The sequence below is a fragment of the Micromonospora sp. NBRC 110038 genome (assembly GCF_020884815.1).
Taxonomy (GTDB): Bacteria; Actinomycetota; Actinomycetes; order Mycobacteriales; family Micromonosporaceae; genus Micromonospora; species Micromonospora haikouensis.
This window is the reverse complement of sequence record NZ_BBOL01000005.1, coordinates 520,202-544,908: the sequence shown is the minus strand read 5'-3', so window position 1 is coordinate 544,908 and position 24,707 is coordinate 520,202. Positions and strand designations below refer to the sequence as shown.

General features: G+C 70.8%; 18 protein-coding genes. 9 read left to right on the top strand and 9 right to left on the bottom strand.

Features of this window, described 5'->3' with window-relative positions:
* Positions 1-20: 20 nt before the first annotated feature.
* The gene (locus tag LPU61_RS20830; protein WP_077935160.1) at positions 21-194 is read right to left on the bottom strand and encodes a putative ATP-grasp target RiPP; all 174 of its coding nucleotides are present in this window, start codon (positions 192-194) and stop codon (positions 21-23) included.
* A 255-nt stretch (positions 195-449) separates the two neighbouring features.
* On the opposite strand from LPU61_RS20830, the gene LPU61_RS20825 reads away from it, so the two are divergent.
* Both LPU61_RS20825 and LPU61_RS20820 read left to right on the top strand, forming a co-directional pair.
* Positions 450-1,070, top strand: coding sequence for a TetR/AcrR family transcriptional regulator (locus tag LPU61_RS20825; RefSeq protein ID WP_229405791.1), 621 nt, complete (start codon positions 450-452; stop codon positions 1,068-1,070).
* Between the two features lie 122 nt (positions 1,071-1,192).
* Positions 1,193-2,695, top strand: a complete 1,503-nt coding sequence (locus tag LPU61_RS20820; RefSeq protein WP_229405790.1) for an FAD-dependent monooxygenase — start codon at positions 1,193-1,195, stop codon at positions 2,693-2,695.
* Positions 2,696-2,732: 37 nt separating this feature from the next.
* Here LPU61_RS20820 and LPU61_RS20815 read toward each other — a convergent pair whose 3' ends face one another.
* From LPU61_RS20815 to LPU61_RS20800, 4 genes are all read right to left on the bottom strand, one after another.
* Complete coding sequence (locus tag LPU61_RS20815; RefSeq protein WP_144420110.1) at positions 2,733-3,005, bottom strand: hypothetical protein; 273 nt, start codon at positions 3,003-3,005, stop codon at positions 2,733-2,735.
* Positions 3,006-3,015: 10 nt separating this feature from the next.
* Complete coding sequence (locus LPU61_RS20810) at positions 3,016-3,411, bottom strand: transposase (RefSeq protein WP_229405789.1); 396 nt, start codon at positions 3,409-3,411, stop codon at positions 3,016-3,018.
* 213 nt (positions 3,412-3,624) lie between these two features.
* A complete protein-coding gene (locus LPU61_RS20805) occupies positions 3,625-4,062 on the bottom strand; it encodes a hypothetical protein (protein WP_043963559.1) in 438 nt (145 codons plus the stop codon).
* A 59-nt stretch (positions 4,063-4,121) separates the two neighbouring features.
* Entirely contained in the window at positions 4,122-6,941 is a 2,820-nt protein-coding gene (locus LPU61_RS20800; protein WP_043960797.1) for a tetratricopeptide repeat protein, read from the bottom strand.
* Positions 6,942-7,014: 73 nt separating this feature from the next.
* Here LPU61_RS20800 and LPU61_RS20795 point away from each other — a divergent pair, with 73 nt between their 5' ends.
* Both LPU61_RS20795 and LPU61_RS20790 read left to right on the top strand, forming a co-directional pair.
* Entirely contained in the window at positions 7,015-7,419 is a 405-nt protein-coding gene (locus LPU61_RS20795) for a hypothetical protein (RefSeq protein ID WP_043960798.1), read from the top strand.
* Positions 7,420-8,095: 676 nt separating this feature from the next.
* Positions 8,096-9,346 (top strand): S8 family peptidase, encoded by a 1,251-nt coding sequence (locus LPU61_RS20790; RefSeq protein WP_043960799.1) that lies wholly within the window; start codon positions 8,096-8,098, stop codon positions 9,344-9,346.
* 132 nt (positions 9,347-9,478) lie between these two features.
* Here the strand turns inward: LPU61_RS20790 and LPU61_RS20785 are convergent, their stop codons facing one another.
* Positions 9,479-11,050, bottom strand: coding sequence for a cellulase family glycosylhydrolase (locus LPU61_RS20785; protein WP_229405787.1), 1,572 nt, complete (start codon positions 11,048-11,050; stop codon positions 9,479-9,481).
* An 856-nt stretch (positions 11,051-11,906) separates the two neighbouring features.
* Between LPU61_RS20785 and LPU61_RS31765 the strand changes: the two genes are divergently transcribed.
* Entirely contained in the window at positions 11,907-13,922 is a 2,016-nt protein-coding gene (locus tag LPU61_RS31765) for a cellulose binding domain-containing protein (RefSeq protein WP_308102577.1), read from the top strand.
* 63 nt (positions 13,923-13,985) lie between these two features.
* On the opposite strand, the gene LPU61_RS20770 is transcribed toward LPU61_RS31765, so the two are convergent.
* Complete coding sequence (locus tag LPU61_RS20770; protein ID WP_229405786.1) at positions 13,986-15,278, bottom strand: hypothetical protein; 1,293 nt, start codon at positions 15,276-15,278, stop codon at positions 13,986-13,988.
* 208 nt (positions 15,279-15,486) lie between these two features.
* Between LPU61_RS20770 and LPU61_RS20765 the strand changes: the two genes are divergently transcribed.
* The 3 genes from LPU61_RS20765 (at position 15,487) to LPU61_RS31625 (ending at position 20,933) form a co-directional block, all read left to right on the top strand.
* Complete coding sequence (locus LPU61_RS20765) at positions 15,487-16,176, top strand: response regulator transcription factor (protein ID WP_043960801.1); 690 nt, start codon at positions 15,487-15,489, stop codon at positions 16,174-16,176.
* Positions 16,169-18,049 carry a cell wall metabolism sensor histidine kinase WalK gene (locus tag LPU61_RS20760; protein WP_229405785.1) on the top strand — a complete coding sequence of 627 codons (1,881 nt, stop codon included), beginning with the start codon at positions 16,169-16,171 and terminating at the stop codon, positions 18,047-18,049. Before LPU61_RS20765 ends, LPU61_RS20760 begins: the two co-directional genes overlap by 8 nt.
* 346 nt (positions 18,050-18,395) lie before the next feature.
* Positions 18,396-20,933, top strand: coding sequence for a tetratricopeptide repeat protein (locus tag LPU61_RS31625; protein ID WP_305071959.1), 2,538 nt, complete (start codon positions 18,396-18,398; stop codon positions 20,931-20,933).
* A gap of 15 nt (positions 20,934-20,948) precedes the next feature.
* On the opposite strand, the gene LPU61_RS20745 is transcribed toward LPU61_RS31625, so the two are convergent.
* On the bottom strand, positions 20,949-21,713 hold the full coding sequence (locus tag LPU61_RS20745; RefSeq protein ID WP_229405784.1) for a serine protease: 765 nt from the start codon (positions 21,711-21,713) through the stop codon (positions 20,949-20,951).
* A 452-nt stretch (positions 21,714-22,165) separates the two neighbouring features.
* Positions 22,166-22,582 (bottom strand): peptidase inhibitor family I36 protein, encoded by a 417-nt coding sequence (locus LPU61_RS31875; RefSeq protein ID WP_374199703.1) that lies wholly within the window; start codon positions 22,580-22,582, stop codon positions 22,166-22,168.
* A gap of 365 nt (positions 22,583-22,947) precedes the next feature.
* On the opposite strand from LPU61_RS31875, the gene LPU61_RS20740 reads away from it, so the two are divergent.
* Complete coding sequence (locus tag LPU61_RS20740) at positions 22,948-24,453, top strand: carboxylesterase/lipase family protein (RefSeq protein ID WP_229405783.1); 1,506 nt, start codon at positions 22,948-22,950, stop codon at positions 24,451-24,453.
* Positions 24,454-24,707: the final 254 nt, after the last annotated feature.

Below are 24,707 nucleotides of genomic sequence, written 5' to 3'. Positions count from 1 at the left end.
GGGTCGGCGCCGGCGGCTGATCAGAAGTCGCTGTCGGTGTCGTTCCGGCCCCCGCTGGGGATGTCGTCGATGGTCTTCGACGAGCCGCCGGCGTCCCGCCTCGGCAGGCCACCCAGCATCCGGGCGAGCTGCTCGTCGGCCAGTTCCACGCCGTCGGCCGGGATGGTGTCGATCCGCACGGTCTTGCGCCTCATGTCGTACCCCTCTTCACCCTGATGGAACGCCCGGCTGCTCAGCCGGACGGTTAGCAGCAGTGTGTGCCGCCGGCGCGGCGTACGGACCGGGGTTCTCCCTGGTCTGGGCCCCAGTCCTGGCTGGTGGCCAGCGCCCCCGGGCCGACCGGGCGGCTCGCGGCCAGGGGCACGTCGTGGAGGTGCCCGCACCCCGGCGACGAATTCCTGCGGAGCACGCATATTTGCGTCTCACGCAACCAATGCTAGTGTGGCGGCATGACGGGGCTGCGGGAGCGCAAGAAGGCCGAGACGCGGGCGGCGCTCAGCTGGGCGGCGATCCACCTCACCGCCGAACGCGGCTACGACAACGTCCGCGTCGAGGACATCGCCGAGGCGGCCGGCGTTTCCCCGCGCACCTTCAACAACTACTTCTCCAGCAAGGCGGAGGCGATCGCCTGCCGCCACCTCGACCGCAGCCTGCGCACCGCGGCCGCGCTGCGCGAACGCCCCGCCGACGAGCCGCTCTGGGCGGCGCTCACCGCGGCCGCACTGGAACAGTTCACGCCCGGCCCCGAGGTCGAGGCGATGCCGTCCCCCGCCCACGCCCAGTGGGTGGCCGGCGTGCGGACCATGCTCGCCGAGCCCGCGCTGCAGGGCGAGCGGCTGCGCGCCGCCGCGATCGCCGAGGCCGGGCTGGCCGCCGCGGTCGCCGAACGCACCGGCACCGACCTCGCCACCGACATGTATCCGAGGCTCGTCGCGGCCGCCGCCAGCGCCGCCGTCGGCGTCGCCATGCAGCACTACCTCGACAGCGGCGACCCGCCCACCCCGATCGAGCGCCTCATCACCGACGCCTTCGCCCAGGTCGCCGCCGGCCTCCCGGCACCGCCCCGCTGAAGCCCGGCCCCCGCCCGGGCCACCGTCCCACCCACGCCTCAGTCGCGTCACACCTCCGCGGCGGGCCGGCAGCGCGCCGCGCCCGTCGTGGCGAAGACGCACACCCTGAAGGGACCACGATCATGATCGACGTCCTCATCGCCGGGGCCGGCCCCAACGGCCTCATGCTCGCCTGCGAACTGGCCCTCGCCGGCGTCCGTCCCGTCGTCCTCGAGCGCCGTCCCACGCCCGGGGGTGAGCCCCGCGCCAACGGCCTCGTCGGCCAGGTCGTCCGCCTGCTCGACCGGCGTGGCCTCTACGCGCGGCTCAGCGGCGAGAGCAGCCCGCCGTCCCCGCAGCCGGCCTTCACCTTCGGTGCGTTCCCGCTGGATCTCACGGTCCTCGCGGACAACCCGCACTACGTGCTCGGCGTGCCGCAGGCCCAGCTCGAGGCCGCCCTCGTCGCCCGGGCCGCCGAGCTCGGGGTCGACCTGCGCCGCGGCCACGAGGTCGTCGACCTCCGCCAACGGCCCGACGCGGTCGAGGTCTGCCTTGCCGACGGTACGCAGCTCACCGCCCGGTTCCTCGTGGGCGCCGACGGTGGTCGCAGCACGGTGCGCCGCCTCGTCGGCATCGACTTTCCCGGCGTCACCGACGACCGGTCGGTCTCCCGTACCGCCACCGTGACCGTCCCCGCGTCCTTCCTCGACCCCGCGACCGGCGGCCTGCGGGTCCCCGGGTACGGCGTCGTGCCCCCGTTCCAGCACACCCGTACCCCGCACGGCCTGGTCGCCTGGGCCCCGTTCCCCGGCCGACCGGCGCTCCTGACCACGACGGAGTGGCCCGACGCGCCGACGAGCGACGACGCGCCGATGGAGCTGGCGGAGCTACGCGCCAGCGTCGCCCGGGTGCTCGGCGCGGACCTCCCCGTCGGTGCTCCCGACGGCCCCGGTCTGCTCCGGCGGTTGACCGGCCGCAACACCCGGATCGCCGCCCGCTACCGCGCCGGTCGGGTGCTCCTGGTCGGCGATGCCGCGCACGTGCACCCCGCCATCGGCGGTCCCGGTCTCAACCTGGGCCTGCAGGATGCCGTCAACCTGGGTTGGAAGCTCGCCGCCACAGTGCGCGGCTGGGCACCGCCGGGCCTGCTCGACACCTACGAGACCGAGCGCCGGCCCGTCGCCGAACGGGTCGTCATGTCCACCCAGGCGCAGTCGGCGCTCATCGGCCCCGGCGACGAGATCACCGGCCTGCGGCAGCTCTTCGCCGAACTGCTCCGCCTGCCGGAGGTGACCGGGCACATCGCGGGGCTGATGTCCGGCGCGGACGTCCGCTACCCCGCCGACCCCGCCGACCCGTTGGCCGGCCGCAGCGCCCCCGACGTGGTCGCGCACGGCGACCACGGGCCGACGCGGCTCGCCGAGCTGACCCGCACCGCCCGGCCGCTGCTGCTGGACTCCACGGGGACCTACGCGGAGACCGCCGCCGGGTGGCGCGACCGGGTCGACGTGGTCACCGGCCCGCTGGAGGGCACGACCGCGACCGCCTTGCTCGTACGCCCCGACTGCTTCGTCGCCTGGTCCGCCGGCGACGCCGACACGCTGCGCGCCTCGCTCACCCGGCACTTCGGCCCTCCGTCAGCGTGACGGCGCGGGAGTCAGCCGGCGGCTCCGGACGACGACGTCACGACCGCTCCCGCTGCGTCAGCTCCCGCATGCGACGCAGCAGCGCGGCACGTCGGCGGTGCGCCCGCACGGCCAACACCAGCGCCACCGCGACGAACAGGCCCCCGGACGCCAGCGCAAACCCCAGGCCGGCACCGCTGCGGGCTGCCGCGACGGCCGCGATCGTGGTGGTGACGACGGAGGCGGCCAGGGCGATCCAGGCGGCGACCACCTGTTCGGAGGCGAACAGCGGCACCCTGCGGGCGGAATCAGCAGCCAGCCCCCTTGACATCCTCTCCGTTCTAAAGGATGGAGGTTCCCTCCATGCTGCGTGTGGGACACGCGGCGTGCGGGTGGGTTACCGCTTCGCCGCGCGGTGCCGGGACGAGCCCTGGTCTTACCCGCGCTCCACGGTCGTGTGAGTTGTCCGCCTGCCCGGCGGCCAACACGTTGATGGCGGCGTTGACGTCCCGGTCGTGGGTTGCTCCGCAGGGGCAGTCCCACGACCGGACGTTCAGCGTCATCTTCTCGGTGATCCGGCCGCACTGCGAGCACGTGCGGGTGGAGGGGAAGAACCGGTCGACCCGGGCGAACGTCCGCCCGTACCGGGCGGCCTTGTACTCCAGCAGGGTGGTGAAGCCGGCCCAACCGGCGTCGTGGACGGACTTTGGCGAGCCGGGTCCGGCCGAGACCGGCAACGCACCACCTCGGCCAACGCCGCCCGCTCGCCGAGCTGGGCGCGCACCACCAGCAGCGCATCGGTCATCTCGTCCTCCTGTCACCAGGAACAGTCGGGCGAGCTGCCGATCAGGTTCACGGCCCACCCACCTGCGGCGGCAGGGCTGCGGGGGGTGCGGGCCCCCGTCGGTCGACCGCCGAGCCGGGCGGCGGGCCTCGGCCAGGACGGAGTGCTAGACGTACGCCTGCTGGAACGCGCGGCAGAAGTCCCCCTCGGTCACCATTCCCTTGCCGCCTCCGCCGACGGAATAGCCCTGCCGCGACAGGGTCTGGATCGGATCGAGCACCTCTCTGACGAAGTGCCGGGTCCACTCGCTGACGTCCTGCCTGTCGTGCAGGGAAAGCGGGGCCAGGATGGCCAGGCTTCCGCCGGGCCATTTGAGGGCGCCCCAGAAGACGCGGTAGAGACCCACGCGGCTCATGATCAGGCCATCGGCTCTGACCTCGTGGTCCTCGGCGAGGCGGGGGGCCACCGCCACCACGTCGCCGACGATCCGGGCGAGATCGCCGGAGCCCTGCACGGTGATCACGAGGCCCACCGCCTCGACGATCCTGTACAGGGTCTCCACGGGCGTGCCTTTGGCCTGGTGCGCCAGCTCGAGTGGGAACATGGGGTGAGCCACCTCCGTGGTCTGGTCGGATTGCGTACCCGTGCTGTCTCGGTCGTGGGTCATTCCTGTTGCGGGTGGCGGTTCAGCAGCGCAACCAGCGACACCGCCCCCCTGCGTAGGGGCAGCGTCGCCGACCCGGCGACGGCGATGATCTCCTCGGCGCGCGCGACGGCGTCGGCCAGGGTGGGGGGCCAGCCGCAGTCGATCCACGGCGGCGCGTCGCAGGGAGCCTCGTCGGCGGCCGACGACGGCGCCCAGGGCATGACCGGTCCGGCGGAGAGGGTCATCGACGGCAGCGGCTCCACGAACGGGGCGTCCCGGTCGGCCTCTGCCGGAAGCGCCGGAGACAGTGGGGTCGGCCCGACGCGGCGCAGCGTGCCGGCTATTCGCAGCGACTCGAGCAACTCGGCGAACTGGCGGTCGCGGCCACTGAGGCGAGCGGACTCCAGGACCTCGTCGTTGGCGTGGTCGAGGGCGGCGCGCCAAGCCGCCCGCTCGCTGACGTGCGCGAGCCGCCACGACATCGACTGCATCGCCGCCCACGCGCCGGCCAGCAGATCGAACCTCTGGCCGCTGTCACCCGGATGGGTCAGCCCCTCGTTGAACGCGGCCTGGGCGTAGGCCAGCCACTGCCCCGTCCTGCGGTAGTGCTCCTGTGCCTGCCGAAAGTTCGACCGGGCTCCGCTCACGTCGCCCCGGTGCCGGGCGACGGTCCCCAGGCCGAGTCTGGCGTCGGCCGCCTCGTGCTCGTTGCCCACCGTGTGGAAGTGCTCCAGCGCGAGGCCGTACCTGAGCTGCGCCTCCGGCAGGTCGCCCGCGCGGAACGCGACGAGACCCAGGTTGTGGTTGGCGCGGGCGGCCCGCTCCGCCGACGGTTCGCCGGCCTGCCAGTGCCGCAGGGCGGAGAGCAGGTGGGCGCGGGCACGCTCGAAGGACTTGACCCCGGCCAGCGCCAACCCGGTGTTCTGGTCGAGTTCGGCGAGCTTGCCACCCAGTTCGCTCTCGTCGCACGTCTCCCGGTACAGGGCACCTGCCTGGTCCAGGTGTTCGAGGGCGAGGTGCGGGCGGCCGAGTTCGATCAGGACGGCACCCAGGTTCACCAGCGTGTCCGCCGCGTGGCGGCGGAAGCCACCCCTGAGCAGGGCTTCGGCGGCCGCCCGGTACTGCTCTGCGGCTACGTCGAGCTCACCGCGCTGGAACGAGACGTTGCCCAGGTTCTGCCCGACGACGGCCGTCTGCCGATCGAGGCCGAGGTCCCGGTACAGAGGCAGTGCCGTCCGGTACCGGTCGGCGGCCTCCTCCAGGTCTCCCAGGAAGTAGGCGGTGTTCCCGACGTTGGTCGTGGCGTCGGCGACGCCCTTCGGGTCGCCGCAGGCGGTGAAGGCGGCGAGGGCGACAAGATAGTGCTCGCGCGCCTCCTGCCAGTCGGCGCGGCCGAACGCCGCCACACCGGCCGCCAGGCTGCTCTTCGCCACCTCGGCGGGATCGCCGGCCGGTGGCTCCCGGGGGACGTCGCGACGTGGTGCCTCGGGCACCGGCCGCCGCACGACGGGCTGGTCGAGTCCTGGGATCGTGCTGACCGCGGCGTCAGGAACGTCGTAGGTCACCAGGGCCGACCACACCAACGGTGCGTGCAGGCGGCGGGCGGCGTCGCTGCTCGCGGAGCGCCAGCAGTCGAGCCGGTCACGTTGCCACGCGCCGACGGCCCCGACGGGATCGGTCGCTCCCAGTGCCGCGTCGACGGCCAGCGCGAGCGCGGTCGTGGCCGAGCCGATCGGCGCCCCGCCGGCCACCAGGCGCTCCGAACCGTCGCTCGGCAGGCTCCACCGGGTGGCGATCACGGTACGCGCGCCCGCGTTCAACGCCGCGAGGGTGAGGCCGATCTGCTCGGCGTACCCGGCGTCGTCGGACTGGCAGGCGACGAAGCCCACCCGGCGAGGGGCGGGCCACCGCGCCGGTTCCCTGAGCCACTGCCCGGCGGTGAGCCGCGAGTCCCCAATCTCCACGTCGACGGCCAGCTCCAGGCCCGCCGAGGTCGGCATCGCCGGGTCCGTGGCGGAGGCGTGGCCGACGAACACCAGGCGGGCCCACTCCTCCGCTTGGAGGGTCGCGGCCAGTTCCGTGGGCGAGCAGCCCATGGTCGCACCCGCGCCGAGCAGCGCGTCGTCGTCGCCACTGCGGCTGCGCCACGCCTCGGGCACCCCGTCGGGGTAGATGCGTCCGCCCCCGGCTCGGCTCCCGGCCGCCGTGGGATCGACGACCCGCACGGCCCGGCCGCCACCGGCCCAGGGCAGTGCCGGCCTGGCCAGGTTGACCAGCAGGGCCGGGCTGACTCCACCGAGGACGCTGGCGCGCTCGACGAGCCGGACGTCGTGGTCGTCGTCGATGACGAGAAGCTCCCACGGCACGCTCGACAGGCCGGGACCAGGAGCTACGACGAGCGTCGTGTCGTCCGCGTGCGACGTCCTGAGCCGATCTCGCAGCTCCTGTGGCAGCAGGATGCCGCCCAGCTCGCGGCACAACGCGAGGTTGCCGGCCGGATCGACCATCGCACCGGTCCAGGCGCGTCGGGCGGCGGCGTTGAAGAGGGCGACCTTTTCCCGGGAGAGTTCGATACGGCTCGCGATGGCGGACGCCATCGATGCGTCGTCGTCCCGGGGAACCGCGTCCCTGATGCGGCGATCGAGGTCGGCAAGCGTCGCCCGTTCCGTTGCGACGAGGTCCGGAAGCGAAGCCGCCAGGGTGGCCAAGGGCTCGGTCAGCCGGTCGAGGTCGATCGAACCCACGGCCAGGGGATCGGCGCTGCCGGACGGGCGCACGTCCGCGCTGAGCCACCAGTGGGCGTGCTTGGCGGTCTGCCAGAAACCGAGCCACCACACGCGTCCAGATCCGGGGTAACCCTCCACACGGTCCTCCTACGATCACGGTGCGCGGGTCTGCCAGCATGTCCGCATGACGCAACTGATCGTTCCGCTGGACGACGGTTCCTCCCTGGTGCTGGACGGGGTTGCCGGAGACGAACTGTCGGACGCGGCCCACACTCTCGGCGTCGCCGACTTCCTCCGCGACGCCGTTCTGGCTGGTGTGGCCGGGAACTTCACCTACGACGTGCTGAAGGCCGTGGCGCTTGAGCTGCGCGCACGCGGAATTCTGGTGAAGCAACCCCCGGCGAGCGCTGCCAGCATCGCCTCGGCGATAACGGCCCACCTCACCTCGGTCGGATATCGGACGATCGAGATCCTGCAGGTCGTGCAACTGGTGGACAGGTCGTGGTCCGCAGAGGGAACTGCCGATCAGCGTCCGTTCGCGGTTCGCACCGACCCCGAGGGGCAGGTCATGCAGATGCAGGTGCGGTAACGGCCTGTCAGCCGTTGCCGCAATGCGGGCACTTGCGCACTCGATCCGACTTGGGCTGCCCGCAGTAGGCGCATTCCACAGTTTCCGAGATCATGGTGTTCCTCCCGACGCCGCATGAACCGAGGTCACCGCTTCGACACCGTACGCTACACGCCTGCGGCGCGGCGACCATCGATCGAAGGGACGGCCCCACGGGTACTTGGGGATACCGGCGACGACGCAACCAGGACCGCAACTCTCCCGGAAGCCGCTGTAACGATCCTGGGCTGGCATCGGGCCCTCTTCCTCGTGTGGGGCTCGTACCTAGAACAACGCCGATCGCCATCAATTTGGTTGAGTGACGCCGGAGCCCTGCCGGGCAGAGCCAGCCGCACGGGCGGCAAGCAGCTCGTCGCCACCCGGTCACGACTGCGACGGGGGCCATGGGCGACATCCCTGGCGAGGCACCCGCGGCCTCGCGCCGGCAACAGCCGCAGTCGAGGTCCGGGACAACCCTGATACATCAGGCAAGAACTCTTCTCACCCCACGCTGAAAAAGACTCATCTCGATTGGATCGGCGAATTCATCCGTGGAGTCAGATCGAATATCCGTTGTACGCTCCCCCAAAATCTTTCGGACCATTCGATCGGCACGTCGCGCGGCCGCCGGAATGGCCGGAACAAGGGAGGCTGGGAGATGGGAATCCACCGCCACGCGATCTTCGCCCGCGGGCGTCGAGCCGGAACCGCCGTCACGGCCACGCTCGCCACCGCGGCCGTGCTCCTCACCATGACTGCCGGACCGGCCACCGCGGCACCCACCGCCGAAGCGCCGTCCGGGACGGCCGGCGGGATCCTCGGCGCCGGCGACGCCGCCCGCGTGCCCGGCAGCTACGTGGTCACCCTCAAGGAAAGTGGGGGCTCGGTCGACGATCGACACGTCGGCGCGGCCCGCCTCGCCGACCGGTACGGCTTCCGCCCGGACCAGGTCTGGCGCGACGCGCTGAACGGCTTCTCCGTGCGGACCTCGGAGCAGGTGGCCCGCCGGTTGGCCGCCGACCCGGCGGTGGCGGCCGTGGAGCAGGACCGGCTGACCAGCTTGGCCACCACCCAGACGAACGCGCCGTGGAACCTCGACCGGATCGACGCATCGCTGGGGCTCAGCGGCACCTACAACTTCACCAGCGTCGGGACCGGCGTCCGGGCGTACATCGTGGACAGCGGGATCCAGATCAGCCATGCCGACTTCGGCGGCCAGGCGGTATACGGCTACGACGCCGTCGACGGCACGCTGCCGGCGAACGACTGCAGCGGGCACGGCACCCACGCCGCCGGCACCGTCGGCGGGACGACCTTCGGGGCGGCCAAGAACGTCGTGCTGGTCGCGGTCAAGGTGTTCGACTGCGCCCTGCCGAGCACGCTGTCGATGTTGATCAACGGGATCAACTGGATGATCGCCAACCACCCCGCCGGGCAGCCGGCCGTGGCGAACGTCGGCGTGTTGACCAGCCCCACCGTCGCGCTCGACGCCGCCGTGACGAACGCGGTCGCCGACGGCATCACGGTGACGGTCCCCGCCGGCAACTCGAACGTGAGCGCCTGCACCGTCTCACCCGCGTCGGTGCCGACCGCGCTGACCGTGGGCGCGACGCTGATGAACGACAACCGGGCAAGCTGGTCGAACTTCGGCCCCTGCCTGGACATCTTCGCTCCCGGCGACCGCATCACGTCGGCCTGGTGGAGCTCGACCACCGCGACCCAGACGATCAGCGGCACCTCGCACGCCGCGCCGCTCGTTGCCGGCGTTGCCGCCCGGGTGCTCAGCAACAACCCGACCTGGACACCGGCCCAGGTGGCCAGCTACCTGTTCGGCGTCGCCAGCCCGGTCGTGATCAACCCGGGGGCCGGCTCGCCCAACCGCCTCCTGTACCTCTCCCCGGCGCTCTGACCCGCACGGCCGCCGCGCCGAGCAGGTCGACGGCGTGGGCGACAGGGGCCCGCGAGCGGCCGCTCCGGGCCTCAGCGCCCTGACCGCGCGGGCCGGGCGTCCGTGACGCCCGGCCCGCGGCTCACGGCCTGCTCAGCTCGCCGCGCAGGACAACGACGGTACGCCGTTGGTGCCGCTCGACGACCCCAGGAAGCCGAAGGTCGTGCTGCCGCCGGCACTGAGCGAACCGTTGTAGCTGACGTTGCGGGCGGTGACCGTCGAGCCGCTGGTGGTCAGCGTCGCGCTCCACGCCTGCGACACCTGCTGCCCGTTCGCGAACGTCCAGGTCACCGTCCAACCGCTGATCGCCGAGCTGCCCGCGGTCACCCGCACCTCGGCCTGGAAGCCGCCCTGCCACTCACCGGTCAGGGTGTACGACGCCGAACAGGACCGCCCGCCCGACGGCGGCGTCGTCGTCGGGGGCGGGGTGGTCGGGGGCGGGGTGGTCGGCGGGGCGGTGGTCGGCGGCGTGGTCGGGGTGGTGCTGCCGACGGCGCTCATGATGGCGTCGATGATGCCCTGCTGGGTGACCGTGGCGCTGCTGCGGTTGAACAGCCCGAACCCGTACGCCCCGTTGTAGCCGTTGTCCCAGTAGGCGGTGGCCGCCCCGTACTTCTTGGCGGTGGACACCAGGGTGCGCGCGTAGTCCGCGCGGTACCTGTTGTTCGTCGAGTCGGCCGAGGTCTTGTCGACCGAACCGTACTCACCGACGAACACCGGGTAGCCACGCGAGACGAAGGTGTCCCGCACCTTCTTCAGTTGCCCGTCCATGAAGTCCTGCTGTCCCCAGGTCGACTTCCGTGCCGGGTTGGTGGCGGCCGGCCCCCACTGCGTGATGGTGCCGTTCTCCTCACCGGCGAAGTCCCAGGGGTCGTAGTAGTGCACGGAGATCATGAGTCGCTGCTCGTTGGCCGGGATGGACGACGACCGGTACTGGTCGGTCGGCAGCACGAATCCGTAGTTGCCCACCGTGTAGTCGATGTTGGTGTTCCAGCCGGGAACGAGCAGCCAGCGCGAGGTGTTGTTCCCGCCGGTCCGCCGGACCGTGTCCACGAAGATCTGGTTGTAGGCGTTGATGTTCGAGTAGCACGGCTGGGTGGGATTGCCGTACTGGCCGTCGAACTCCTCGTTCATGGATTCGAGGATGAGGCGTTCGCTGTAGCTCTGGAACCTGGTCGCGACCTGCTGCCAGACCTTCTGGTACTTGTCCCTGATCGTCGTCTGGTTCGACGAGTCGCAGATCAACCAGGAGCCGGTGACGGTCTTGTAACCGTCGCCGTGCATGTTGATCAGCACGTACAGACCGCGACCGTAGGCGTAGTCGACGATTTCCTGGATCCGATTCAGCCAGGCGGCGTTGATCGTGTAGTTCGGGGCGGACCCGATGTTTCCCAGATAGGAGACCGGGATGCGGATCGTCTTGAATCCCGCCGCCTTCACCCGGTCGATGAATGCCTGCGTCACTACCGGGTTGCCCCATGCCGTCTCGCTGGGGATCCCGTTGACGTTGGCCTCCAGGGCGTTCCCCAGATTCCAGCCCGCCCCCATGTTCGCGACGAGCTGGGTCGCGTTCAGCTGGGCCATGCTGTCGGCCGACGCGGCACTGGGCAGCACGGCTGTGGTTCCGGCCAGCGCCAGTACGCCGGACAGTAGGGCGAACTGCACCTTCCTGAGTGTGGGTTTCACAAGCATCTCCCGTCTTCGAACCAACCGTCACGCTGGGTTGTCGAAGCGATTCGACGATATTTCGATTGCCTTCGTTGGCAGTCGATGGCCGCCAAAGAATAGATGCACATGCATGAATGGGGCAAGGTTGCGGCCGGCACGTCCGGTCGAGGACCACCCGCGTGCCACCTCCCGCCCAGCGTCGGGCCACGGGATGGACCGCCACCGAGCACGACGCACACAGCGCGTCACCGCCAACGCGAACACGGTGCGGAGCCGCAGGATCGCTGCCTGGGCACACCGCCCGGGCCCCGCCCGAAGGGGGTGGCTGCGATCCGGGCCAAGCACTGCTCGACCCCTACGGAGCCACGACAGGCCTCGCCACCGGCGGGACGGAAACTTTCCCGGCTCTGCTCCGATAGTTTCCAGCCCGCAGCGACCCGTTCATTGACGAACATCGACGTCAGGGCGTAGCGTCGGCGTAGAAAGTTTCTAGATGAAGCCGCTCCTCCGCTCCCGATCTCCCTGGCAAGGAAAACCGAGCGATGAACAGAGCGATACGGAAAGGTCGCCTCCGGCCCACCGCCGTCGCCGTCGCCGGGCGTTGGCCGGGCGACTCCGCCGCAACTGGCAGCGTGACGGTTCTCGGCGACCGGATCGGCCGGGCAACCGGAGTGGAAGAGCTTCGCGGCGGCACGAACGACCCGCCGGTTTCCTGCTGTGGCCGGAGCTCTTCACCACCACGAGAAGCGGCACCCCGGTGACCGGCACCCCGGGCTGGGCTGTTCCGCCGTCGTGACAAGCAATCGGCTGTGCGGCCGTACGGCACGCTCCGTCAATCCCGAGAAAGGTCCCTATGAAGAACAGACGCTTCGCGATCTGGGCAACGATCGCTCTCCTCGCCATCGGTGGCGTCGGGACCGGTGCCCTGGTGGCCCCGGTCTACGGTGCGACCACAGCGGCCGGGAACAGCTCGCCCGGCTTGGCCGCCGGCGGCTGCGTCGCGGATCCCGCCCTGCGCGGCGCGACGAAGAGTCCGCTCTACACCGTCACGGCGGACGCCGCGCCGCTGTTCGTCGAGAAGATGACCAAGTACGCGCCTGAGATGCAGGTGCACTATGCGCACTGCTCCATGGCGGGAGCGGGCACGGCCCAGTTCTCGGTCACTGTCGCCGAGGGCTTCAGCTCCTACACCGTCAGCCCCAAGAGCCGGAAACTCGCCGTCGCCCGCAGCGGCAACACCATCACCTTCAACAGCGGCCCGAACTACCTGATCGTCCAGTTCGACTCCAAGGAGCTGCTGTTCATCCTGATCGACGCGCCCGAGACGAACGCGCCCCAGTTGGGAGACGCCAACGTCAAGAACCTCGCCGACTACGGCGTCGACAACACCGGGGCGACGCTCGTCACGGCCAAGATCCAGAGCGCCATCGACGCCGCGTCCGGGGCGACCCGCAACATCCTGTACGTGCCGCCGGGCCGGTACCAGGTCGGTGAGCTGTGGATGAAGAGCAACATGACCCTCTACCTGGCAACCGGTGCGGTCCTCTACGGCTCGAACCAGAAGGCGGACTTCAACACCGGCAGCGGTGGGGTGAACATCGAGGGCATGCAGCACGCCTCCCTCCGGATGTACCAGGTGAGAAACGCCAAGCTGCTGGGTCGCGGTGTCATCGACGGCAACGGGAAGTACCTGCGGGCCCAGGGCATCAACCTGGCCCTGCTGAAGATCGAGGAGAGTTCCGACATCCTGGTCGACGGTGTCACCGTCCGCGACTCCAGCTACTGGAACACGCTCATCTACCGCAGCGACAGGGTCACCATCAAGAACTACAAACTGATCAACTGCCGGCCCACGACGGGGTACAACAACACCGACGGCGTGGACTTCGACGAGTCGACCAACAGCCTGCTGTCGAACGCGTTCCTCTACACGGGCGACGACAACATGGCGACCAAGAACGAGTTCGCCAACAGCGGCACGATCAACACCAAGAACGTCATCCACGAGCACATCGTCTGCTACAGCAACTCCGCCTGCGCGAAGATCGGCACCAAGACCGAAGGCAGCTCCATGGACGGGATCGTCTTCCGCGACATCGACGTGGTGAAGGCCGGGCGTTCAATGGTGATCGACGCAGTCGACACCGCCGTCGTCTCGAACACCCGGTGGGAGGACGTCAGAGTCGAACAGACCGACAGCCTGATCGACCTCCAGGAGGATCGCCCGCCGTCCTGGCGGACGGTGAAGAACACCTCGACCATCCGGAACGCCTACTTCACGAACGTTTCCTCCGACGTGAAGAAGGTCGTCAACCTGCACGGAAAGTCGTCGACCGTCAACATCAGCGGCGTGCACTTCAGCAACTTCACCGTCCAGGGCAAGCCGGTCACCAGCCAGACCGACTCGGACGCGACCTGGAACATCAACGCCTACGTCTCGAACATCACCTTCTCCACCGCGCCGCCCACCACCCCGCCGCCGACCACCCCACCGCCCACTACCCCGCCGCCCACCACGCCTCCGCCGACCACCCCACCGCCGGGCCAGTCCGGTGCCTGCGAGGTGGGCTACACGATGAACTCCTGGAACGACGGATTCACCGCCAGCATCCACATCACCAATCGCGGCACGACGACGATCGACGGTTGGACCCTGGCGTTCACCCTGCCCAGCGGGCAGACCGTGACCGGCGGCTGGAACGCCACCTTCACGGGCTCCAGCGGTCAGATCTCCGCACGCAACGTCTCGTACAACGGCACGCTGGCAGCAGGCGGATCCACCGACATCGGCTTCCAGGCCACCCACACCGGCAACACCGCCAAGCCCGGGTCATTCACCCTCAACGGCGTCAGCTGCGCGGTCTCCTGACGGGAACGTCCGGTCGGCCGCCGTGGGCCGCACCCCGCTTCGGGGCGCGGCCCACACCGGCCGCTACCTCGATCCCCGGCGAAGCTGGGGATCGATCTTCTCTGCGTCGACCACCGTGAAGGAGGCGTACGGGTCGACGCAGCCGCTGATGACCGCCTCGGCCTGCTGATCGCCGAGCAGCACCGAGCGGAAGAACGCGGTGACGTAACCGGCGCTGACCTGGCGTTGTTCGGTCTCGGTCAGTTTGCGGGTCACGTGCGACCACTCGATCGGCGGCTCCGGCGTGCCGCTGTCCGGGTCCCAGTCCGGGAACGTCGGGGTGCCGCACCAGCCGGGCTCCGGGCCGAATCCCTGGTCGTCGATTGCTCCGACCTGCCCACTCTCGGGAGACCACTGGGTGTTGAGGAAGTTGTGGTTGGCGCCGCGCACGTGCCAGGTGTAGATCGGCTTTCGGGTGTGACCGGTTGCCAATCTCGCGTAGTCGAGACCCTGCTCGCTGTCGCAGCCGCCCACCCAGACCGCGAGCGGCGCCGAGGTCACCCGGTAGAGCTTGGCGTCCGGGGAGCCCGGGTTGGTGGCGTTGCCCGAGCCAGCGGCGGCGAGGGCGAGGACGCCGGCCAGTCGTACGCCTGCCGGAAGATCGGCGCGGTGGACGTCCGCGGCGTGCCAGGCCACCGCACGGCCGCCACGTGAGTGCCCGAGTGTTCCCGTACGGGAAAAATCGATCTTGCCCCTGAAGTCCGGCTCCGGGCCACTGAAGTGGCCGGCCAGGGCGCCACGGCCGGTGCGGGCCAGTTCGGTCCAGAGCGCGAGGTGCTTGTTGATGAGTTTCGAGCGGGCGTTGTCGGCCTCGGTGCCGATCTGGCCGGCATTGATTCCGTTCGCGCTGATCGAGATGACGATCATGCCCTGGGCGGCGAGCTGTTGCGCGAGGTAGTCGTAGCCGCGATAGCTGGGCAGCGCCGCGACACCGGGCGCACAGGGCCACTGCCAGAGCCGGTGGATGGCCTCCAACCAGCGCGGATCGTCGTAGTAGTCGTCCGGCGACTCCTTCTCGATCCGAGCCGCCTCGGCGTCGGCGGCGCGGTCGGCGCACGTGCCCCAGTAGCCGTGCGAGAGCACCACCAGCGGAAACGGCCCGCTGCCGGTGGCCGGGTAATGCACGTTGCCGGTCAGCTCGATCGGTGCCAGGGTCGGCGAGTCCGGGCCGTCGGTATGGAAACCGGCGACCGTGAAAGCGCTGTCGCCGAGGGTGTAGTCGAGCGACCGGACCGGATAGGTGCGGCCCTTCGCCTGGGCGGGCGACGTGGGCACCAGACCGGCTGCGACCAGGACCACCGCGGCCAGGCCTTTCAACAGTGACAACTTCTTCTCCTTCGCAGGGACAGGGTCTCCGTTGGAGCGAGTCGGACGACCCGGACGACCTGCCTTCCCCGTGACAGGACCGCGGCGGTGCCACCGGCAGGGAGATCCTGGCGGCCACTTGTCAGAGACCTGTTGTGATCCGGTAGTGGTCCCGTTTTCGACCTGTTTCGATGCCCTGACGCCTCATAGACTCGCCGCCGTGAACGCGCACGTGCTCGTCGCCGAGGACGACCCCAAGCAGGCCGAGTTGCTCCGGCGATACCTGGAGCACGAGGGCCACCGGGTGTCGGTGGTCCACGACGGCCGGGCCGCCCTGGACGAGATCCGCCACTGCCCGCCGGATCTGCTGGTGCTGGACGTCATGATGCCGCGCGTCGACGGACTCGACGTGTGCCGCATCCTGCGTCGGGACTCGGAGGTGCCGGTGCTGATGGTCACCGCCCGCAGCACCGAGGACGATCTGCTGCTGGGCCTGGACCTGGGCGCCGACGACTATCTGACGAAGCCCTACAGCCCGCGGGAACTGGCGGCGCGGGTCCGCACCCTGCTCCGCCGGACCCGGTCCACGGCTGCGCGGCCCGTCGCGCCGTCACTGCGGGTGGGCGACCTCCTGCTTGATCCGGTACGCCACGAGGTCACCGTCGCGGGCGCCCCGGTGGTGTGCACCCCGGGGGAGTTCGCCCTGTTGAGCGCGTTCGCGGCGGAGCCGGGGCGGGTGTTCAGCCGCGATCTGCTGCTCCGCCGGCTGCACGGGCTCGATTCGTACATCACCTGCCGCACGGTCGACGTGCACGTGATGAACCTGCGCCGCAAGATCGAGGCGAACCCCCGCCGCCCGGTACGGCTGCTCACCGTGTACGGCATCGGATACAAGCTCGCCGATGGCTGAGCGGCACAGGCGCGGCAGCCTCCTGGTCCGGCTGCTCGGCCTCAGCGTGGTGATCTCCGTACTCTCGATCTCGGCGACCGCCTGGCTCGCCGTACGCGACACGACCAGGGCGCTCCAGCAGGAGCGCGGCCGGGCACTCGCCGACGACGCGAGAATCTACGACGCCCTGCTCGGGCACGCCGCGACCCATCGGGACTGGACGGACGTGCTGCCACTGGTGCGGTCCCTCGCGGCGACCACCGAGCGACGAGTCGTCCTGACCGACCGCAACCGAGCCCCGATCGCCGCGTCCGGCGAGGGAGCACTGCCGCAGCGGGCCTCCGCCACCGTCGACCCGCTCGACGTCGACACCAGCCTGGCCGCAACGGCGGGACGCGGCGGCATCGACGCGCGGGCGACCGGCCCGTACCAGCTACCGAACGCCGAACGCACCGCGCTGCGCAAGATGGCGGAAAGAGCGCGGGACTGTCTGCGCGGCCCGGTAGATGTCGCCACCGCAGTCCCGATGATCGCGGCGGAAGGGCTACTTCCGGCGTACACCGACGCGGAGATCGTCGTCGCTCCCGGCGGTCGGCCCCGCATCGAGTCCCGAGGCACCGCCGTCACCGGCGACATCCGGTGTGCGAAGGCGTTCGACGCGTTGGCTGAGCCGACCCCCACCGAGCGGAGAGCGCTGGGTCAGCTCGACGACCTGGTCAACACATGCCTGGGCCGCCAGCGGATGCCAGCGGTGCGAGCCGACCTCGACGGACAGTGGACCCCGACCAGGGCCGACCCGATCACCGCCGAACAGCGCGACGACGTCAACGGCTGCGTCTCCGAGGCACGGCGCACCCAGATGGCCGACTACGTCGCGCCGCCCGTGCTGCTGTTCGTCACCGAGCCGGGCACCCCGACGCCGGTCGGCGCCTTCGACCTCACCCCGGCCAACCGGTTGCGGATCTTCGGGGTCGCCGGGCTGGTGCTGCTCGTCGCGGTCGGTGTCACGGTCCTGGTGGGGGTACGCCTGGTCCGGCCGCTACACGCGTTGACCGCTGCGGCCGGGCGGATGCGCAACGGCGACACCGCGGCACGGGTCCGGGTCTCCGGGCGCGATGAGATCGCCCGACTCGGCAACGCGTTCAACGAGATGGCCGAGCAGCGGTGCCGAGTCGAGCAGTTGCGCCGCGACATGGTCGGCGACATCGCGCACGAGATGCGTACGCCGGTGACGAACATCCGTGGCTGGTTGGAGGCGGCCGAGGACGGAGTGGTCGAACTGGACGTGGGCCTGGTCAGCTCGCTGCTGGACGAGGCGCTGCTGCTCCAGCACGTCATCGAGGACCTCCAGGACCTCGCCGCAGCCGACGCGGGCGAGCTGAAGCTGCACCGGCGACAGGTCGAGGTGCCCGAACTCCTGCAGGAGGTGGCGGACGCCTTCGCCCCCGCCGCCGAGTCCGCCGGGGTCGCGCTGGTCGTCGATGCCACACCCGGCACTCTCAGCGCCGATCCGATCCGGCTCCGGCAGGCCATCGGCAACCTGATCACCAACGCGATCCGGCACACGCCCGCCAACGGCAGGGTCACCATCTCCTCGCGGACTGGGGGTGTGCACGCCGAGATCGTCGTGGCCGATACCGGGCCGGGGATTCCGGAGGAACAGCGTGGCCTGGTCTTCGAACGGTTCTGGCGGGCCGAGAAATCCCGCAACCGGCAAATGGGCGGCAGCGGTCTGGGGCTCGCCATCGTCCGTAAGATCGCCGAATCACACGGCGGCACCGCAGAGGTCTCCGGCACCGCCGGGGCGGGAGCCGTGTTCACGCTTCGCCTTCCGAACCCGTCCGGTGAGACCGATCGACGTCGCGGCTCTGTCCCACTCGCCTGCCGGCCCTGACTCCCGCCGCCGATTGTGCGAACAGGGCGCGACCCGGGCCACGATCGTCGCCGCCGGGCCGGGCGAAAGGCGACCAGGGCGCGGAAGGGAGTCATGCGTGATGCGGCGTCTGAAGATGCTCCCTTACCCGCTGGCTGCCGTGGTCACCGGCGATGCGACGCGTCAGACGCGGGGCTCAGCAAGCAGCGGGTGGTGGTCGAGGCGGTCCGGCTCGCCGACCGCGAGGGGGTCGACGGGCTGAGCATGCGACACGGCGGTGTGGACGGACGCCAACTCCCGACGTCAATACAACATCGGATAACTTCTATGCATTGATAGACTCGTCCGGCGTGGAGGGCTCGGACGGGTGAGCGAAGTGGGCGGAAATGCGCAGCAGGCGTCGGCCTGGTTCGCCGACGAACTCCGACGCCTCCGGCAGCTTTCCGGGGCCCCGTCGTTGAACACCCTGGTCGCCATCTCGACAGCGCAGGGGCAGCCACTGGCCCGCTCGACGATCAGCGACAAGCTGAACGCCAAGTCGTTGCCTGACTGGCCTTTCGTCGTCGCCTTCGTCAAGGCGTGTGTGGCGCACGCCGACCGGGCCGGTGTCCGCCTCCCCGCCGACCTGACCGAGATGAGGCACTGGGATGCGAGACACTGGCGGCTGCTGCGGATCGCCGACGCCGCCCATACCGAGGATCGGCTGCGGGCCGCCGCCCACGCCCAGATCGGCCGCCGCACCGGCAGTGCCGCGCCGGCCAGCCAACCCGAGCCGCCGGTTCCCGGATCGTCACCGACCGGGCAAGGGGCGGGTGCCCTCGACAGTGTGACGCCCCGGCAACTGCCGGCGGCCGTACCCCATTTCGTGGGTCGCAGGGCGGCGCTCACCGCACTGGACGCCCTGCTGGCGCACCGGCACCGCGCCCCGGGCACCACGACGATCTGCCTGATCAGCGGTACGGCCGGGGTCGGCAAGACGAGCCTGGCGGTCGGCTGGGCGCACCAGGTTGCCGACCGTTTTCCCGACGGACAGCTCTACGTCAACCTCCGTGGGTTCGACGCGACCGGGCCGGCGGCGAGCCCGGCGGAGGTGCTCCGCGAGTTCCTCGAAGCTCTCGGAGTGCCGGCGCAGCGCGTCCCGGCGGGACAGGATGCCCGCTCCGGGCTGTACCGCAGCGTGCTGACCGGCAGGCGGGTGCTGGTGCTGCTCGACAACGCTGGTGACGTCGACCAGGTCCGCCCCCTGCTGCCCGGATCGCCGGAATGTCTGGTGGTGGTCACCAGCCGTGGGCACCTGGCGGGGCTGGTGACCATCGAGGGGGCGGTTCCGCTCCTCCTCGACCCGCTGCCGCGGCGGGAGTCGCACGAGTTGTTGTCCAGGCGACTCGGCGCGGATCGGCTGGAGAACGAGCCGGAGGCGACGAACCGGATCGTCGACGCGGCGGCGGGGCTGCCGCTCGCGCTGGCCATCGTGGCAGGGCGTGCCGCCGTCCAGCCGGCTCTCGGCCTCGGTCGGCTCGCGGACGAGCTGACCGGGTCGGACGGCCTCGACCGGTTCAGCCACGGAGATGCGGCCACCGACGTCCGGACGGTCTTCTCCTGGTCGTACCGCAATCTGGACGCGACCTCGGCGCGGGCGTTCCGGCTGCTCGGACTGCACCCCGGGCCGGATGTCTCGGTTCCGGCGCTCGCGAGCCTGGTCGGCGCACCGGTGGCGGAGGCGGGTCGGACCCTGGCGGCGCTCGTCCGCGCTAACCTGCTCTCCGAGCATCTCCCACAGCGGTACGTCCTGCACGATCTGCTGCGCGCCTACGCGGCCGAGCTGGTCGCCGAACACGAGCCGGAGCAGGCCCGACGGCAGGCGCTCGGCCGGCTCATCGACTCCTACCTGCACACCGGGTACGCCGCAGACCTGCTCCTCTACGACCAGCGGGACCCGATCAGCCCCACCCCGGCCCGGCCGGGCACCGCGATCACCGCGCTCATCGACCGGGCGGCGGCGTGGCGCTGGTTCACCAGCGAGCACCGAGTCCTCCTGACCGTCATCGGCCTCGCCACGGACGCCAGGTTCGACACACCCGCCTGGCAGCTCGCCTGGGTCGTCAACACGTACCTCGATCGGCTCGGGGCCTGGCAGGAGCAGCTCGTGGTCCAGGAGTGGGCGTTGCTCGCCGCGTCGAGGGTGGCCGACCGGGACGGGCAGGCCCGCGCCCACCGGAACCGGGCCGTAGCCTGCCTGCGGCTGGGGGACCACCACCAGGCCCGGGTGCACCTGCGCCGGTCACTGCGGCTCTACGCCGGCCTCGGCGATGCGATCGGCAGCGCTCGGGCTCATCTCAACCTCGGCATCCTGGCCGAGCGGCTGGGCCGGTACGAGCAGGCGCTCCAGCACGCGCAGCAGGCCCTCGACCTGTTCACAGCGGCGGAGAACCCCAACGGGAGGGCGAACGCGCTGAACAACATCGGCTGGTACCACAGCCAGCTCGGCAACCACCGACAGGCGATCGACTACTGCACGCAGGCGCTGGTGCTGCAACGGCAGGTCGGCAACCGGTACTGGCAGGCGCACACCTGGGACAGCCTCGGCTACGCGCACCACCGGCTGGAGCAGCAGGCGGAGGCGATCCGCTGCTACCGCAACGCGCTCGCGCTGTGGCGGGAAGCGGCCGAGCGCTACTACGAGGCGACGACGCTGACCCATCTCGGCGACAGCCACCGTGCCGCAGGTGCGCCGGGCCCCGCTCGGCGGGCCTGGCGGCGAGCGCTGAAGATCCTGGAGCTGCTCGGCCACCCGGACGCCGATCAGCTCCGGGACCGGCTGCACGCGGAGCCCGCCCGGTTTCGTGACCAGCGGGCCGAAACGCTGTCGGGGCGGGCGACGGAATCTCACCGCGCGCCCCGATAGCGCAGGTCGGAGGGGTCAACGCCACTGCATGAAGTTGTTGATGATCGGTAGCGTCATCCGGACGGCGATGTTGTTGGTGGCGCTGGGCCCGCTGCCGAAGGGTCCACGGGAGAGGATCCCCAGCACCATCGGAGTCGGGCACACGCAGGGCGGCGGCGGGCACGGACACGGGACCACCAGCGGTGGCCGCACCGGGCACCAGTCTTCCGGGTCGGGCGTGTAGTAGACGGGGCTGCCGTCCAGCCCGCTGACGAGGGGATGCCGAACGTAGAGAGCGGCAGCGTCCTCGGCCCGGACGGCGTCGTCGCTCGCCCATTGTCCGGGCCGGTCGGTCGGATATCCCTGGGTCCTGGTGCAGGATCCGGTCACCGGTTGGGTCGGATAGCCGAGGTTGAGCCAGCCGGTCCTGGTGCCGATCGCGCAGTTGAGCTGCGCCGCTCCGTAGTCGAAGGCCGGGTCGCCACCGCCAGGGGCATTGTTCGCGCCCGTCCAGTTCGAAGGGACGAAGAGCCGGAGTGCCGCGCACCCGCCGAAGGGTGCCGTCGTGCCGTCGTGCCCGGGGTACGCGACGACGTTGGTACGCCAGGTGCCGCTGGAGCCGCCGGAGTGCAGGCAGTGGGCGGCGGTCGCCACGGTACGTTCGCTGATCATGAAGCCGGTGCACTGGCCGCCGGCGAAGACCAGCCGAACGACGGCGCTGGCGGGAAACGTGGTGGTCGGACCGACCGGCACCCGGGTGTCGGGGCCGAGGATCGCCTCGATCCCGACGGCGGGAGTCACGCCGACGGCCGTGCCATCCACCGGTGCCGTCGTGCTCACGGGCCGGTGACCGGACTGGGCCGGTCCGGCGCTGGCGGGTCGGTCGGTAGCCGTGGCGGCAGCCGCTGGCCCGGCCGGAGGGGCTACGGTGGCGACGGCAACGGCGGCTAGGGCTACTACCGCCCATCTCTTTCCCAGCATGGCTCTCCTCTGGTCGAACGGGGATCCCCCCGCAGTCACGCCTGTCTCGACCAGGCTGCGCAGAGCCCGGGCTGTCCGGCTGGTTCCCGGACACCGGAGCACCGCCGGCCGGACACCGACCGGTCATCACGGATGCCCACCCGGACGTCGGACACCTGCCGGCCCGGTCGGCGAGACCTGACCAGCCGGATTGCGACAGAGCCGGAGTGTCGACACACTCCCGAACCGGAGGAACCGGGTGACACGCGGTCGCGTGCCACCCGGCGGTGGCCTTACCGAGGCACCCAGGCACTCTCGGGCGTGAACCCTCCGAAGTCCGGCAGGGAGCTGTTGCCAGGGACCTCGAAGGCCCCCCCGGCGCAGTCGTCGTTCATGAACATCGCAGCACTCCGACTGTTGGTGTTGATCGCGGAACGCGCACGGTCTCCCCAACCGGCGTCCACCAGACTTACGCACGTACCGGGCGATACCAGGGAGCTCAGGGTGAGCCGCTCCCCGGTGAAGTTGGTGCCCTCGAACAGGCAGAGCGTGTTGATGAAGGGGCAGTCACCAACGGCCGGCGTGCTACGTGCGGCGGGGCCCGGACTCGCTGCGGCAGGGGCCGAGACGGCACCCAGAAGCGCTGCCAGGAGGCCGGCCGCCACCAAGGCACGTGGCAGCCGCCGAACGGTCGGTGGAACGGGTTGCATCATCATCCCAACACCTTTCTCTGCTCCGACTGGTCTCGATGCCGCGCCTTCGGCTGCGGTGGCGCGGACGGATGACGAACCCGGGTCGGGCGGGTTCGAGCCGTGCGAAGATGCGCGGAGGTTTGTCCGCCTGATCGAGTGCAAGGCCACCGTCTGGGAATGTCGAGTCGTCCACTGACGATTGCTGAGGGTGGGAGTACGCGCTGGGTCACGCGGTTGCAGTGTCGAAAAACATGACTCGCACCAATTGCTCCACAAACATCGATAATAGTCGATGCGTCCGGTCTACGAAAGACCTAAATGGTTTGCCGGTGGTCGGCGGGCGCTGGGATGCTGCGGCCGACCGGGATCGGGGAGGCGCCAGCATGCAGTCGGAGTCCGAGCCGGAAGCGCGAACCATGGTCGGTGTCCTGCGTGGCAGCCGGGAGGCGGGCCTGGCGGTGTTTCGCGGCATCCCGTACGCCGAGCCTCCGGTTGGCGGCCTCCGGTTCGCCGCGCCGCAGCCGGGGCGCGGCTGGGAGGGCGTGCGTCCGGCGGTCGCCTACGGTCCGCCGCCCCCGCAGCCCGGCGCGTTCGGGATGTCCCCGCAGAGCGTCGGCGACGACTGGCTGACGCTCAACGTCTGGACGCCGGCCCCGGACCCGGCGGCGCGGTTGCCGGTCATGGTGTGGATCCCCGGTGGTGGTTACCTCGTCGGCTGTTCCGGCCTTCCGGAATACGATGGCGGGCATCTCGCCCGCAGCGGAACCGTGGTGGTGACGCTCAACTACCGCCTCGGTTTCGAGGGTTTCGGGGAGATCGACGGGGCCCCGGCCAACCGGGGGCTGCTCGACCAGGTCGCGGCCCTGGAGTGGGTACGGGACAACATCCGCGCCTTCGGTGGCGACCCGGACCGGGTGACGGTCTTCGGGCAGTCGGCCGGCGGCGGCTCGGTCGCCGCGCTGCTGGCCATGCCGCGCGCCGCCGGACTGTTCCGGCGCGTGGTCGCGCAGAGCATTCCGGGTACGTTCTTCTCGCCCGACCTGGCCGCCGACATCGCCGCCGCCTGCGCCGCCGAGCTGGGGGTACGACCAACCCTGGCCGACCTGTCTACGGTGGCTCCGGCCCGGCTGCCGGCCGTGGGCCAGGCGATCTCGGCCAGGATCGTCGCGTGGCGGGAGCGTTGGGGGCGGATCACCCACCGGCCGATCCCGTTCGCGCCGGTCGTCGATGGTGACGTGCTGCCGGCGACCCCCTGGCGGGCGCTTGCCGATGGCGCCGCGCGGGACGTCGAACTGCTCGTCGGACACACCCGGGACGAGCACCGGCTGTTCAGCCTGCTCGACGGCGTACTCGGCCAGGTCACGCCGGAGCAGGCCGAGACCGCGCTGCGGATGTTGGCCCCGGGCACGGACGGCTCCTGCCGATACCGGGAGGCGTTCCCTGATGCGACCGATGAGCAACTGTACGAGCTGGTCAACGCGGACTGGCTGTTCCGGATGCCGAGCCTGCACCTGGCCGACGCGCAACTCGCCGGTGGCGGCCGGGCCTACCTCTACGAGCTGACCTGGCCGGCGCCGGGCCTGGGCGGCAGCCTGGGTGCCTGTCACGGCCTGGACGTGCCGTTGGTCTTCGGCAACCTGACCAGCGGGCAACCCGCGATGCTGATCGGCGATCCGCCCGCCCCGGCGGCGCAGGAGCTGTCCGGGCAGATTCGCGGGGCGTGGACGGCGTTCGCCGCGAACGGCGATCCCGGGTGGCCGTCGTACGACGCCGGTCGCAGCACGCGGATCTTCGACGAGCAGCCGGCGGTCGTCGCGTACCCGGAGGAAACCTCACGGCGGCTGTGGCGGGACCACACCTTCGCCGCGCTCCCGCTGCTGGTCCGGTAGCGCAGTCGCCGCTGGGCTGCCGTGCCGGTGCCGATGCGAATGGCAGGCATCGGTCGCGAACCAGCACGCCGCCCTTGACGGGCGTGAAGTTCCAGACGTGGATGCCCGTGTCGATGCGGAGGCCCTCACCGACTGCCGGCCCGGACCAGCGGATGCACGTGTTGTCCTTGAGCTGGTGGACGGTGGAGGTGATGGACAGGGTCGCGGCAGGAGTGTTCGGCGTCTCGGGTACGGGGGTGGTCCACCGGAACTGC